Below are 14,276 nucleotides of genomic sequence, written 5' to 3'. Positions count from 1 at the left end.
ATGCAAATCCTAATTGACCATATCTCTTTGGTTTACGGATAAGGCTGTAAGCGATAAAATAGTCCTAAGATGAGAAAAATTGCTTTATATAAACTTTTATATCAAACGTAGAAAAAGAAACTGCTATAAATGGGAGTGCGGATATTGATTAGAGTTTCTGGGATCATGTTATTGATTGGTACCATCTTTACCTTTTCCTTACTAACAGGTTGTAATATGACTGTGAAAAGTCAGAAAATTGAAAAAGTAGGGATGCTCATAGAGAATTCCATTAATGATCAAACATGGGGAAATAAAGGATACCGAGGTTTGCTTGAATTGAAGGAAGAGCATGATGTGGATGTTTACTTTCGTGAAGAAGTTAAAACTAGGCAACAAACAAAAAGAGTGATAGAAGAATTTGCAAACAATGGTGTGGATTTAATTATTGGACATAGCAGTATTTACGGAAAGTTCTTTCAACAAATTCATACGTTTTATCCCGATATTCATTTTCTTTATGTCAATGGGGGTTACTCTGGTGATAATCTTACTAGCTTAAATTTTAATTCAATGCCGATGGGTTTTTTTGCTGGAATGATGGCAGGTAAAATGACAGAAACTAATAAAGTAGGAATTATTGCTGCCTATGAGTGGCAGCCCGAGGTTGAAGGCTTTTATGAAGGTGTTCAGTATCAAAATGATCAAGTCAATGTAGATATTAAATATGTTTACAGTTGGGATAATGAAGAGGTAGCAATGCAGCATTATAACGCAATGATTGCTAATAATGTAGATACCATTTATCCAGCTGGGGATGCCTATAGTATTCCAATTATCGAATCAGCAATGGAGCAAGGAATACAATCGATTGGCTTTGTCAATGACCAAAGTAATATTGGAGGACAAAGTGTATTAACAAGCACAGTACAGCATGTCGATAAATTATATGTATATGCTTTTGAACAAATAGAAAATGGGGAAATTATTGGTGGTGTCTATAATTTTGGTTTCCCAGAGGAAGTAATATCGATGGGGAGTTTTAGCGATCAAGTTCCAGAACCATTTATTCGTACATTAAAAGAAGATATTGATGAGTATAAAACGACCGGATTGTTGCCACATCAACAAGAAACAAAATAAAGAGCAGGGAAGGAACTGTCCTATAGTGAGCTTCCCTGTACACACAACTGGAATATATTCGCTTTCACCCAAAGGGCATAAGTCAAAAAACTGCTTAAGCAAAAATCGCTTAAGCAGTTTTTTTCTATACCGCATGCTTCCCGCAAGCCTCCTCACTTGTCCCTCGTTGTGGAGTCTCTTAGGCTCGCTCGTCATGAGGAGTCTTGCATATTACAGTTGTTGCATCAGAGAAAAATCAAAACCTTAACTTATTAAACAGCTCCTTTTCTTACTGATTACTTAAAGAATTTTTTAATAGCTTTCGTATATGGAGAAAGCTTTTGATATGTGTCTGCTATTAATTGTGCTGTTTCGAATAAGTCTGCTGATTCGTTGGAGTCTTTTTCTTCTTGTGGATTTGAGCTATTTGATGTTTTTCCGAACATCATTTCATCAAATCTATTCTTTGGTTGTGGATTAGAACGGTCTTGATGAAACATAAAAAACACCCCCGTAGAATATTCTATGAACAAAAAGAACAGCAGTATAGGCAAAAGACGCTTGAGGCAACTTGAAATTTACAACAATATCGATTAAAATTAGTACCAAGTCTTAATAATTGATGATAACCCTATGAGAGGTAGGATATAAATGAAAGCAGGTATTTTAGGAACAGGGCATTATGTTCCAGAAAAAGTGTTAACTAATTTTGATATGGAAAAAATCGTTGACACGAACGATGAGTGGATTAGAACAAGAACTGGCATCGAAGAACGAAGAATTGCTGCAGATCAAGAAGAGACATCTGATCTGGCGTTAGAGGCTGCTAAGGTTTCTTTAGAAGAAGCAGGTGTAAAAGGCGAGGAGTTAGATCTTATATTAGTAGCTACCGTAACACCAGACCAGTCCTTTCCGACCGTTTCTTGTAAATTGCAAGAGGCACTAGGGGCAACTAATGCTGCAGCAATGGATGTTAGTGCGGCATGTGCAGGTTTTATGTATGGTGTCATTACAGCCAAACAATTTATTGAAACAGGCGCTTATAAACATATTCTTATTGTAGGAGCTGAAAAACTGTCCAAAATTACGGATTGGGAAGACCGAAATACATGTGTTTTATTTGGAGATGGAGCAGGTGCTGCAGTAATGGGGCCTGTGAGCGAAGATAGAGGTGTACTATCATTTGAACTAGGTGCAGATGGCAGTGGAGGCCCACACTTAGCACAAACAGGTGATTTTATTCATATGAATGGACGCGAAGTCTTTAAGTTTGCAGTTCGCCAAATGCCAGAGTCTTCCGTTTATGTAGCAGAAAAAGCTGGCTATGCTAAAGAGGATGTTGATTATTTAATTCCTCACCAAGCGAATATCCGTATAATGGATGCCGCTAGACAAAGATTAGGTATATCAGAAGATAAAATGGCAGTAAATGTGAATAAATACGGAAATACTTCTGCTGCTTCTATACCAATTGCTTTATCTGAAGGGGTAAAAAACGGTAAAATAAAAGATGATGATCTTATTGTATTAGTCGGGTTCGGCGGTGGCCTCACTTGGGGCGCGGTTGCACTAAAATGGGGCAAATAACGAAATTATAGATTCATTTTGATAAGGAGGAAAAGCAATGGACAAAAATAGAGTTGTTATTACCGGACTTGGTGCGATTACACCATTAGGTAATGAAGTGGAACAATTTTGGAATAACTTAAAAGCTGGAGAATCTGGTATTGATTATGTAACAAAAGTAAATAAAGATGATTTTCCAGCCAAAGTAGCTGGGGAAGTAGATGATTTTGATGCAACCAAATATATGGATAAAAAAGAAGCCAAACGAATGGATCTCTTTACACAATATGCAGTAGCTGCAGCAAAAATGGCAGTAGAAGATGCCAAGCTAGAAATAACAGATGAAATAGCGCCGAGAGTCGGTGTTTGGATTGGCTCTGGTATCGGTGGTATGGCCACATATGACGAACAATTCCGTAAATTTGTGGATAAAGGATATCGTCGCGTTAGCCCCTTTTTCGTACCAATGCTTATTGCAGATATGGCATCAGGTCAAGTATCTATACAATTAGGAGCTAAAGGTATTAATAATTGTTCCGTAACAGCATGTGCTTCTGGTGCAAACTCTATTGGAGATGCTTTTAAAGTCATTGAACGTGGAGATGCCGATTATATGATTACAGGTGGAGCAGAGGCGCCTTTAACACCAATGTCGTTTGCAGGATTCTCCACAGCGAAAGCTTTGTCTTTTAATGAAGATCCGAAGACAGCTAGCCGTCCATTTGATAAAAACCGTGATGGTTTTGTCATGGGAGAAGGGGCTGGAATTCTGATTTTAGAATCACTAGAATCTGCTCAAAAACGGGGCGCGACTATCTATGCTGAGATTGTTGGTTATGGGGCTTCTGGAGATGCTTATCATATTACTTCTCCTGCACCTGAAGGGGAAGGAGCTAGTCGAGCGATCCAACAAGCTATGGATGACGCTGAATTGGCAGCAGAGGAAGTTGATTATATTAATGCTCATGGTACAAGTACTGCTTATAATGACTCTTTCGAAACACAAGCGATTAAAACAGTATTTAAAGACCATGCTTATCAGCTGGATGTTTCGTCTACGAAGTCTATGACAGGTCACTTGTTAGGTGCAGCAGGTGCAATAGAAGCGATTGCTTGTATTAAATCAATTCAGGAGCAAATTGTTCCACCTACCATTAACTATGAAACACCTGATGAAGAGTGTGATTTAAACTACGTGCCAAATGAAGCAAAAGAGAGAAAAGTAAATGTTACATTAAGTAACTCTCTAGGGTTCGGTGGGCATAATGTATCCTTAATCTTTAAAAAATTTGAATAATGTTTTGATATGGATAAAAAGAGGTTGACTGTAAACATCGTAATAGTGATGTTTTAGTCAGCCTCTTTTTCTTATGGTGAAGCTTTTCTTCATAGAAGTAAAGCTTGGACATATAATGTAAAAAAGATGATCATCAGACAAGCAGGTGAAAAAATGCTTTATATTCTCTTTTTTTTAGTTGGATTTGGCTTATCGATATCTGGTGGCATTTCGATTATTTTATATTTAAACTTTATCCCAGCAGGACTAACACTCTTAGACTATGTAGCCATTATACAGTCGAAGGCGGAATGCTATTTTTTTCTAATCGGACTTATCATAATGGGACTCTCCATCCAAAAGCTAAGTGTCATTTCTGTTAAATAATAGAAAGAGAAGAATAAATTTTCATATTTTGGCCATACTGTTTTTAAAGAAAACAACTTGTAATTTTATAAACAATGGCAGTTCAGATTAAGAAAAAGATTAGCTTAAAAGTGAGGGTTCGTCATATGTTGTATTTGCATGATGTATGGGTGAATTGGTTTGAAGGTGAAGAAAATGGGTATAATGTCTGTCCATTCCATGAATGGAGAAAGTCTGATGGGATTGAAATTTTAGATCAAGTGCCGGTTCTGTATATTGATTCTATGACTTATCAATATTTAGAAAATGACTTACAAGATATTCCGAAGTCCATGCTTGATGAGATCCATAAACGAGCATATATTCGAAAAAATCAAGAGCGTAAGCCACTCGATTATGCAAGTATAGTAACAGATGGAACATCCATCATGGTATTTGATACAATGGGTTACCATATTCCGATGCGAAAAAGTCGTCTAATTCCACGACAAGAAAGACTAGTATTAGAATTAATTGAAGGTAGACAACCCCAAAGTTATAAGATAAAGGGGAAAGAGCAAAAGGAATATCATATCCTATCGCTGCCACCTCAACAAATGCAAGGACTTACGAGAAGAGAACGTCAGCTTAAACAATTGTTAATGATAGCATTAGATCAGTTAGAAGCAGGAGAATGTTTAGAAGAAGTGCGGTATTGGTTAACGGAATGGGCACCAGATCAATATTGTGAAATTAAAGAAATGTCTTTTGATCAAGCGTGGGGTATATTGTATCACGAGGTTTCAGATGGTTGGAGTAAACGTCATGAAAATTTCTGTAAACAGATTGTCAAAGGTCACTCTTATTATGAAAACATATGGGAAAAAGAACAAGAAGAGAATCCAACAAAATCATTAAGGCCATAGTAGAGTTTCGTAAATAAAGGAGCTGTCTTATAAGGTTGGTTACAAATGTACACAGATGCGTGTACAGTAACCTAGATTTTAAGACAGCTCCTTTTGTTTGTGCCATTTGAAACGTGTAGGCCAATGAAGTTCTTACAGGTAAACTATTTACGCTTTTTATGCACTCTACCTAAGCCCATTGCTTTTTTTGCTTTTCTTAACATTTTAGTAGCAGCAGCATTTGCTTTATCTGCTCCGTGATCTAACAATTCATCTAATTCCTCTGAATGGATAAGTGCCTCATACTTTTTCTGAATAGGTCTTAGTGCATCAATCACAGCATTGGCAGTATCTTGCTTAAATTCTCCATAACCTTTTCCTTCATATTTTCCTTCTAATTCTTCGATTGTTTCACCAGTACAGCTTGCATAAATGGTTAAAAGGTTACTAATTCCAGGTTTATTTTCTTTATCATACTTTACGATGCCTTCTGAATCGGTTACAGCACTTTTGATTTTTTTCTCAATTTGTTTCTCTGTATCTAATATAAAAATAGAAGCTTTTTGATTATCATCTGATTTACTCATCTTTTTGGTTGGTTCTTGTAGTGACATGATGCGAGCACCAACCTTTGGAATACTTATATCAGGAATCGTGAAAATATCGTTATAGCGATGGTTAAAACGCTGTGCTAAATCACGTGTTAACTCTAAATGTTGCTTTTGGTCTTCTCCAACTGGAACGATATCTGTTTTGTATAACAAAATGTCAGCAGCCATTAAAGGAGGATAGGTTAATAAACCTGCTGATACCGCTTCTTTCCCTTTAGATTTATCTTTAAATTGTGTCATTCTTTCCAGTTCTCCGATATAGCTGACCGTTTGAAGCATCCAGCCTAATTGAGTATGTGCTGGTACCTCTGATTGAATAAAAAGAGTTGATTTATTTGGATCAATACCTGAAGCGATATAAAGTGCTGCAAGAGATTTAATGTTATCACGTAACTTTAATCGATCTTGCGGTACCGTGATAGCATGTTCATCTACTACGCAAAAATAACAATGATGATCTTCTTGTAAATCAACGAAATGTTTCATTGCTCCTAGATAATTTCCTAAGGTTAAAGAACCACTAGGCTGAATCCCCGAAAAAATAGTTTTCATATTGTCACCTCATTTAATTTTCCTATGTAACTATCCACTGATGGAAGTCTCTCTTTATACAAAATAAAAAAGCCCATTCTTTCCCCCTTGAGAAAAGGGACGAATGAACCGCGGTGCCACCCTTGTTATCACGATAAAGTGATCACTTATTCTAGTTAACGCCTAGATACGATTAAAAAGCTAATTCCATAGGAAGTCCCAATTCCTTCTTTTCATAGTGTCCGTTTACACCAGCCACGAACTCTCTTCTACTAGTGGAAAAGAAGTACTCTCATTTCCCTGCTTTTTCAATATAGTATTTGTATAGAAATTATAAAGAAAATGGGGCTATTTTTCAAGTTAATAGAAAGAAAACAATATTAATATTGATAATAGAGAAAAAGCAGGGAAATATCCAAAATAGCAAAAAACACACCGTTTCGAAGAAAAAACGAAACAGGCCATGCAGATATTTTTTCCGATGGTAATCTCCATTCTTTAAATATCCATTCATAAGATATCATTTTTCCGTTTTTAAAAACTTTACTAAAACTAATGGCTGCTTGGTCGAAAAATCCCCTCTTTATGACAAATAGTAGTAAACCAGTTATGAGGTAAAAAGCACTCAAATAAAAAAGAATATTAATGAAAGCCTCTAACGATACACTTCTAATACATAATATGACAAAAATGAAACAAAATAGAATATGTAAACAAAATAGAAAAATATGTTTCATGATTAGGTATCAACTCTTTCTTCAACTTAGTGAACAGAAAAACTATTTATATTATCACACAATTCGTCTTTTTATATGTAAATATAATAATCTATTCTATATTTTTTGCTCTTTTCTTTTTTATTACACAGTAGAACCAAACTGCGCAATAAGCCTTAAAAAAGCTCTGAATACCGCTCCAGAAATATACTTCGCTTTCCGGGGGCACGGCTTCAGCTTCCTCGGCAGCAAGCTGCCTGCGGGATCTTCAGCTCGCGCTGTTCCCCCAGGAGTCTACGTATATTTCTTCCGCTTGTGAGTATTAAGAAAATGTATTTTTTCTCACTAAAAACGAGCACCCATCCAAGCTGTGGAAAAATACGAGACTCCTGTGGGAAAGGAACAGTCTGAAGACCCCTCAGGCGAACGGTTTTGGTGAGTGAGGAGGCTGAAGCGTTCCCCACGGCAAAGAAGACACTGCGAAAGCGACCAAAAGGGAGCTTGAGTAGATGTCGCACTTGTGCCCTTGGGTGAAAGCGAGTGTTTTCCACAGCGTCGATTAAGCACTCATCGTGAACAGAGTGAGAGGGAAACTGTTCAAAGTTACTGCGTATTATATGGATGTTGTACAATAAGGGTTTATTTAATAGGAACAAGCTTTTATAGAATGGCCTACTTTAAAAAGGGAGGTGCTTTATACATGGTGAAACGAAGGCTATGTTGTCTTTTGGGTGTTTGTATATTGTTATTTTTTGTAACCGCATGTTATGGAAACGATGAAACAGGTGGGATGGATGGGAAAGTTTTATATATTTCTTCTTCTTCCGACATCCCAACAATGGACCCTATTTTAGCGGAAGACAATGTGTCGCTTCAATATGCAGACACTATATACGAGGGGTTATATCGTCTGGCTCCTGAAGGGAAAATTGTGTCAGGTATTGCTAAAAAGGGAGAAACAGAAATAAGTGATGATGGAAAAACGTATACTTTTCATTTGCGTGAAGATGCAGAGTGGGAGAACGGTGATCCTGTTACAGCAGATGACTTCGTTTACGGTTGGCAACGTGCCATTAATCCTGAGAATGGTTCTTTTTATGCTAATTATCTTATGAGTGGAAAAATTAAAAATGCAGCTAAGATTTATGAAGGAGAATTAGCTCCAGAAAAATTAGGAGTCAGTGCACCAGATGAACATACATTCATTGTGGAGTTAGAAAAGCCAGTACCATATTTTGATTCATATGCCGCATTTCCGACATTTTTACCAGCTAATAAAGAGTTCATCGAGGATCAGGGAGAGGATTATGCCTTAGAACCAGATCATATCTTATCAAATGGTCCGTTTAAAATGACGACATGGAAAGCGGAAGATACTTGGGAGTTAATAAGAAATGAAACATACTGGGATGCAAAAAATGTATCACTTGATGGAATTTCAGTAAAAGTTATTAAAGACGCTAATACTCGCTTGTCCAATTATGAGGTTGGAAAATTAGATCGTGTTCCATTAAGCGGTCTACAAGTAAGAGATAATCAAACGAATCCGGAGTTTCAATCCATATTTGAAACATCTGTATTTTGGATGAAATTTAATCAAGAATCAGAAAAAATTGGGGAGTATATCCAAAATGTAAATTTTAGAAAAGCCTTAGCAAAGGCCTTTAATAAGCAAGCTTATATAGATGTTGTTTACGGTAATGATTCTAATCCAGTAAACTTCTTTGTTCCAGAAAATTTCGTTGAGCATCCGGAAACAGGAGAGGATTTTCAAACGGGTAGTGATGTATTGGAGTATGATGTGGAAGCAGCTCAAGCATTCTGGAAAACGGCTAAAAAGGAACTAGAATTTGAAGAAATGACGTTGAGTTTTCTAAGCGGTGATAGTGAAGAAGCTAAGGATATAAGTGAATTTATGAAAACAGAACTCGAGAGTAATTTAGAAGGCTTAACCATTGATACTATGAATGTACCTTGGGGGCAGCAATTAGAAATTATGAGAAAACAAGATTACGAGTTAGCTGTTTCAGGTTGGGGACCTGATTATAAAGATCCTATCTCTTTTATAGATCTTTGGGTAACAGATGGGGAAAACAATGACATAGGTTATTCAAATAAAGAATATGACCGATTAGTACAAGCTGCTAAAGGTGAACTAGCTATGAAACCAGTTGAACGATTTGAAGCTATGCAGCAAGCAGAAAAAATATTGTTAGAAGAAGCTGGAATTGCACCGATTATGCAAAGGAAGACTTCGGTATTGTCTAAGGATTATGTCAAAGAAATGAATAAGCTCAATCCGTTTGGTAATGATTATAGTTTTAAGTATGTAGATATACAAAAAAACGAGAAAGTTTTGAACTAACAGGAAAATAGAGTATATCTAAGTCATAGTATCTCTGCTTTTCCACCATAATAAACGGACAAAGCATAGCCAATAGGAGGTGCATGGGTTGGCTAAATATATTATTCAGCGTCTTATATACATGGTTATTACATTATACATTATCGCAACGATTACCTTTTTCCTCATGCAGCTGCTACCAGGTTCCCCTTTTAATAACTTAGGTGGCAAAATGTCAGAAGCACAAGAAGAAATTTTGTTGCAAAAGTATGGACTAGATGAACCAGTGCCTGTTCAATATTTTCAATACATGGCAGCCATGTTACAGGGTGATTTAGGTATTTCCTTTCAGTATGATAATCGTGCCGTAACCGATATTATCTTAGAGCGAATTGGTCCTTCCGCTACATTAGGCGCTCAGGCGCTAATTGTTGGTTCGCTTTTAGGTGTCGCGCTAGGAATGATTGCTGCGATACGGCATAATTTATGGGCGGACTATATATCTAATATTGCAGCGGTAATTGGGATTTCGATTCCTTCCTTTATATTTGCAGGGGTGTTACAGTTTTACTTTGCGGTGAAGTGGAGAATATTTCCTCCATCCTTTTGGGAAGGACCTATCTATTCCGTGTTACCAACTATATCTCTCATGATTTTTCCTTTGGCTATTTGTGCCCGTTTTATGAGAACGGAAATGTTAGAGGTTTTGGGTTCTGATTATATAGAATTAGCGAGAGCAAAGGGAGTTTCGAATGGTTCCATTTTATTTAAACATGCATTAAGGAATGCTTTGATTCCTGTTATCACTGTATTAGGCCCAATGACAGTAAGTTTAATGACGGGAACATTAGTCATTGAACAAATATTTGCGATACCAGGAATTGGAGAACAATTTGTCCGTTCCATTAGTACCAATGATTATCCTGTTATTATGGGCACGACTATGCTTTTTTCTGTTCTATTCATTGTCGTTATTTTAATAGTCGATATTCTGTATGGCGTAATCGATCCGCGTATTCGATTAACAGGAGGGGAGGACTAATGGACAAAGAAAAAGAACAAATGGATACAGGGAAATTTCAACCTGTCCATTTGGCAGAGGAAGAAAATGAAACCATTTCACGTCCTCAGCTCTCCTATTGGAAAGATGCATGGATTCGGTTAAGGAAAAATAAAGGTGCTATCTTAGGGTTATTTGTTTTAGTGTTTTTATTATTGATGGCTATCATTGGACCATTTATGAATCATTATTCGATTAAGGAAACGGATTATGATTCTGCTTATTTACCTCCTAAAGTACAAGGGCTCGAGTGGGCGGGATTGAATGGCTTTCAAATATTTGAAGCTTATGGAAAGACAGAAGACGAAGCGATTGAAAAAGGCTTAGAAAGCTATGAAGTAGAGGAACAACATGTAAGAGGAATAGAAATATTGGAAGAACCATCAGAAGAGAACAATGGTTATTACCTTGTAGCATTAAAGGTAGATATTTATGCAGCTAAAGCATTGGAAGATAAGTATTTTTGGTTTGGAACAGATAGTATGGGGCGTGACCTTTGGACACGAATTTGGAAAGGGACACAGATATCTTTATATATCGGGTTCTTAGCAGCATTAATAGATATGGTGATCGGTGTGTTATATGGCGGGATTTCTGGTTACTATGGAGGAAGAACAGATAACGTGATGCAACGGATTATTGAGATTTTATCTGGTATTCCTAATTTAGTTATCGTTATATTAATGATTTTGCTGCTTGATCCTGGACTGTTAGCGATTACGATTGCTTTAACGATTACTGGCTGGATAGGTATGGCCCGCATTGTTCGAGGACAAGTATTAAAATTAAAAAATTATGAGTTTGTTTTAGCTGCAAGGACATTGGGATCTTCTAATAAGCGAGTTTTAATGAAACACCTTATTCCTAATGTCACAAGTATTATCATTATTAACACGATGTTTACCATTCCTAGCGCCATATTTTTTGAAGCATTTCTTAGTTTTATAGGACTTGGTTTACAACCTCCCATTGCATCATTAGGAACGTTAATTGATACGGCGTTTGATTCTTATCGTGTCTACCCATATATGCTTCTATTTCCAGCCATTATTATCTCTCTGCTTATGATAGGTTTTAACATTTTGGCTGATGGTCTCAGAGATGCACTAGATCCAAAAATGCGAAGATAAAGGATGCTGATGATAGTGGAAAATGTATTAAAAGTGAACGATCTGTATGTAACGTTTGATACGTATGGTGGTAGTGTGCAAGCAGTAAGAGGCGTTCATTTTAGCTTAAAAAAAGGAGAAACCTTGGCAATAGTGGGAGAATCAGGATCTGGTAAATCTGTGACAACCAAAGCATTGATGGGGCTAATTTCCAAGCCAGCAGGAAGAATCACTAAGGGGGAAATATTATTTGAGCAACAAGATTTAACGAAGCTATCTGAGAAACAGTTACGAAAGATTAGGGGTAAAGATTTATCAATGATCTTTCAAGATCCGATGACTTCTCTAAATCCTACCATGAAAATTGGGAAACAAATAATGGAAGGGTTAATTCTTCACCGATCTATGTCCAAAAAAGAGGCGAAAAAAAGATCGGAAGAACTGTTACATTTAGTTGGCATACCAGAACCAGAAAATAGAATGGATTATTATCCTCATCAATTTTCTGGTGGTATGAGACAGCGCGTTGTTATTGCGATGGCGCTTGCATGTAATCCCAAAGTGTTAATTGCAGATGAGCCAACTACGGCACTTGATGTAACTATCCAGGCACAAATTTTAGAATTGATGAAGGATATTCAACGGAAAATGGAAACATCCATTATTTTCATTACACATGATTTAGGTGTTGTGGCAAATGTTGCGGATCGTGTAGCAGTTATGTATGCAGGAAAAATAGTAGAAATAGGTACGGTGGATGACGTCTTTTATCATGCTAAACATCCATATACTTGGGGGTTATTGGGGTCTATGCCGATGGTTGATAGTGAAGAAGAACAATTATTTACCATTCCCGGAACACCTCCTGATTTAACCCATCCACCTAAAGGAGATGCCTTTGCTTCCAGAAATAAATATGCATTACAAATAGATTTCGAGAAAGAACCCCCCATGTTTCGAGTCTCCGATACACACTATGCAGCGACATGGTTACTGCACGAAAAAGCACCAAACTTAACCCCACCAGCAGCTGTGAAAAGGAGAATGCAAGGTTTTGGAAAGGACAATATACGTTAAAAAAACTTTCTTTACTACACAGTAGAACAAAACTGCGACATAAGCCTTGAAAAAGCTCTGAATACCGCTCCAGAAATATACTTCGCTTTCCGGGGGCACGGCTTCAGCTTCCTCGGCAGCAAACTGCCTGCGGGATCTTCAGCTCGCGCTGTTCCCCCAGGAGTCTACGTATATTTCTTCCGCTAGTGAGTAGTAAGAATATGTTTTTTTCTCACTTAAAACGAGCACCAATCCAAGCTGCGGAAAAATGCGTGACTCCTGTGGGAAAGGAACAGTCTGAAGACCCCGCAGGAAGCGTCCTTTGCTTCCGAGGAGGCTGAAGCGTTCCCCACGGCAAAGAAGACACTGCGAAAGCGACCAAAGGAAGCTTGAGTAGATGTCGCACTTGTGCCCTAGGGTGAAAGCGAGTGTTTTTCCGCAGCGACGATTAAGCACTCATCTTTAAACGAGAGGAAGGAAAATATTTATAAATTACTGCACAGTTTATGTTTATTGTGCAATATGTTTGTTTTACAGTAGCAATCTTTTAGAAAATAGTTATATAAAAGGGTGAACACCATGAAGCGGGAAAAAATTCTAGAAGTGAAAGATTTAAAGCAGCATTTTCATACAGGGAATAAAGGGATTATTAAAGCGGTAGATGGGATCAGTTTTGATATTTATAGAGGAGAAACGTTTGGTTTAGTTGGAGAATCAGGTTGTGGAAAGTCCACTACTGGAAGAACCATTATTCGTCTGTATGATGCAACAGACGGAAAAGTGATCTTCAAGGGTACAAAGGTTCACGGGAAAAAATCTAAAAAAGACTTAAAGGCCTTTAATCAACAAATGCAAATGATTTTTCAAGACCCATATGCCTCGTTAAACCCGAGAATGACGGTGAACGAAATAATCTCGGAAGGCATGGATATACACGCACTTTTGAAATCTAAAAATGAAAAAAAGAAACGAGTTCATCAACTGTTGGAAACAGTAGGGTTAAATAAAGAACATGCTTCTAGATATCCTCATGAATTTAGTGGAGGACAACGTCAAAGAATCGGTATTGCTAGAGCGTTAGCAATGGAGCCCGAATTTATTATAGCCGATGAACCCATTTCAGCTCTTGATGTGTCCATACAGGCACAAGTGGTAAATTTAATGAAAAAACTGCAAAAAGACCATGGATTAACTTATTTATTTATTGCACATGATTTATCGATGGTAAAATATATTAGTGATAGGATTGCTGTGATGTATGCTGGTAAAATTGTCGAATTAGCAGATAGTGAGGAATTGTATAGAAACCCTTTGCATCCATATACAAAATCACTACTTTCCGCCATTCCATTGCCAGATCCAGCTTATGAACGGTCGAGAAAAAGAATAACGTATGATCCGAGCCAAATGGATAAAAGGGAAGACTTACAATTTAGAGAAGTAATTCCGAACCACTGGCTATTGTGTTCGGCAAAGGAAATGAAAGCAATTAAACAAAAAATTTAAGACTGATAGTGTTATAATGAGAGTTCTTATCATAACTATAGGTAAGAGCTCTTTTTATATGTAAAAAAATAATTAGACAAATTGTTAGTTTTATTAACATTTTTTGAGTTTTTCTTTATAATATTAGTTAGTAAGAAGAAAATTATTTAG

At 37.0% G+C, this 14,276-nt stretch carries 13 protein-coding genes and 1 other annotated feature; of the genes, 10 read left to right on the top strand and 3 right to left on the bottom strand.

The annotated features are described in order from the left end of the window. The first annotated feature begins 144 nt into the window (after window positions 1-144). Complete coding sequence (locus GHD00_RS05205) at window positions 145-1,122, top strand: BMP family ABC transporter substrate-binding protein (protein ID WP_240468601.1); 978 nt, start codon at window positions 145-147, stop codon at window positions 1,120-1,122. A 275-nt stretch (window positions 1,123-1,397) separates the two neighbouring features. Here GHD00_RS05205 and GHD00_RS05200 read toward each other — a convergent pair whose 3' ends face one another. Beyond that, complete coding sequence (locus GHD00_RS05200; protein WP_163537085.1) at window positions 1,398-1,601, bottom strand: hypothetical protein; 204 nt, start codon at window positions 1,599-1,601, stop codon at window positions 1,398-1,400. Window positions 1,602-1,752: 151 nt separating this feature from the next. Between GHD00_RS05200 and GHD00_RS05195 the strand changes: the two genes are divergently transcribed. The 4 genes from GHD00_RS05195 to GHD00_RS05180 all read left to right on the top strand — a co-directional run bounded on the left by GHD00_RS05195 (window position 1,753) and on the right by GHD00_RS05180 (window position 5,214). Beyond that, window positions 1,753-2,688: a beta-ketoacyl-ACP synthase III gene (locus GHD00_RS05195; RefSeq protein WP_163537084.1), complete on the top strand. Its 936-nt coding sequence runs from the start codon at window positions 1,753-1,755 to the stop codon at window positions 2,686-2,688. A 37-nt stretch (window positions 2,689-2,725) separates the two neighbouring features. Further along, entirely contained in the window at window positions 2,726-3,964 is a 1,239-nt protein-coding gene (gene fabF / locus GHD00_RS05190) for a beta-ketoacyl-ACP synthase II (RefSeq protein WP_163537083.1), read from the top strand. A 153-nt stretch (window positions 3,965-4,117) separates the two neighbouring features. Then, window positions 4,118-4,330 (top strand): YuzI family membrane protein, encoded by a 213-nt coding sequence (locus tag GHD00_RS05185; protein WP_163537082.1) that lies wholly within the window; start codon window positions 4,118-4,120, stop codon window positions 4,328-4,330. Between the two features lie 125 nt (window positions 4,331-4,455). Beyond that, on the top strand, window positions 4,456-5,214 hold the full coding sequence (locus tag GHD00_RS05180) for a DUF3603 family protein (protein ID WP_163537081.1): 759 nt from the start codon (window positions 4,456-4,458) through the stop codon (window positions 5,212-5,214). Window positions 5,215-5,357: 143 nt separating this feature from the next. Here GHD00_RS05180 and trpS read toward each other — a convergent pair whose 3' ends face one another. Further along, window positions 5,358-6,356, bottom strand: coding sequence for a tryptophan--tRNA ligase (gene trpS / locus GHD00_RS05175; protein ID WP_163537080.1), 999 nt, complete (start codon window positions 6,354-6,356; stop codon window positions 5,358-5,360). 92 nt (window positions 6,357-6,448) lie between these two features. Continuing rightward, window positions 6,449-6,641, bottom strand: a binding site (T-box leader). A 74-nt stretch (window positions 6,642-6,715) separates the two neighbouring features. Beyond that, the gene (locus tag GHD00_RS21400; RefSeq protein WP_163537079.1) at window positions 6,716-7,072 is read right to left on the bottom strand and encodes a DUF3899 domain-containing protein; all 357 of its coding nucleotides are present in this window, start codon (window positions 7,070-7,072) and stop codon (window positions 6,716-6,718) included. A 679-nt stretch (window positions 7,073-7,751) separates the two neighbouring features. Between GHD00_RS21400 and GHD00_RS05165 the strand changes: the two genes are divergently transcribed. From GHD00_RS05165 to GHD00_RS05145, 5 genes are all read left to right on the top strand, one after another. Beyond that, on the top strand, window positions 7,752-9,416 hold the full coding sequence (locus GHD00_RS05165; protein ID WP_163537078.1) for a peptide ABC transporter substrate-binding protein: 1,665 nt from the start codon (window positions 7,752-7,754) through the stop codon (window positions 9,414-9,416). 88 nt (window positions 9,417-9,504) lie between these two features. Next, entirely contained in the window at window positions 9,505-10,437 is a 933-nt protein-coding gene (opp3b, locus tag GHD00_RS05160; RefSeq protein WP_163537077.1) for an oligopeptide ABC transporter permease, read from the top strand. Beyond that, a complete protein-coding gene (gene opp3C / locus GHD00_RS05155; protein WP_163537076.1) occupies window positions 10,437-11,585 on the top strand; it encodes an oligopeptide ABC transporter permease in 1,149 nt (382 codons plus the stop codon). Before opp3b ends, opp3C begins: the two co-directional genes overlap by 1 nt. A 15-nt stretch (window positions 11,586-11,600) precedes the next feature. Next, the gene (locus tag GHD00_RS05150; protein WP_163537075.1) at window positions 11,601-12,641 is read left to right on the top strand and encodes an ABC transporter ATP-binding protein; all 1,041 of its coding nucleotides are present in this window, start codon (window positions 11,601-11,603) and stop codon (window positions 12,639-12,641) included. Window positions 12,642-13,199: 558 nt separating this feature from the next. After that, window positions 13,200-14,126 carry an ABC transporter ATP-binding protein gene (locus GHD00_RS05145; protein WP_163537074.1) on the top strand — a complete coding sequence of 309 codons (927 nt, stop codon included), beginning with the start codon at window positions 13,200-13,202 and terminating at the stop codon, window positions 14,124-14,126. The last annotated feature ends 150 nt before the right edge of the window (window positions 14,127-14,276 follow it).

Origin of the sequence: Gracilibacillus sp. YIM 98692 (genome assembly GCF_010993965.1) — a bacterium.
In the GTDB taxonomy this organism is placed as follows: Bacteria; Bacillota; Bacilli; order Bacillales; family Amphibacillaceae; genus Gracilibacillus.
The sequence above is the reverse complement of the archived record's forward strand: the minus strand, read 5'-3'. Positions and strand labels throughout refer to the sequence as shown.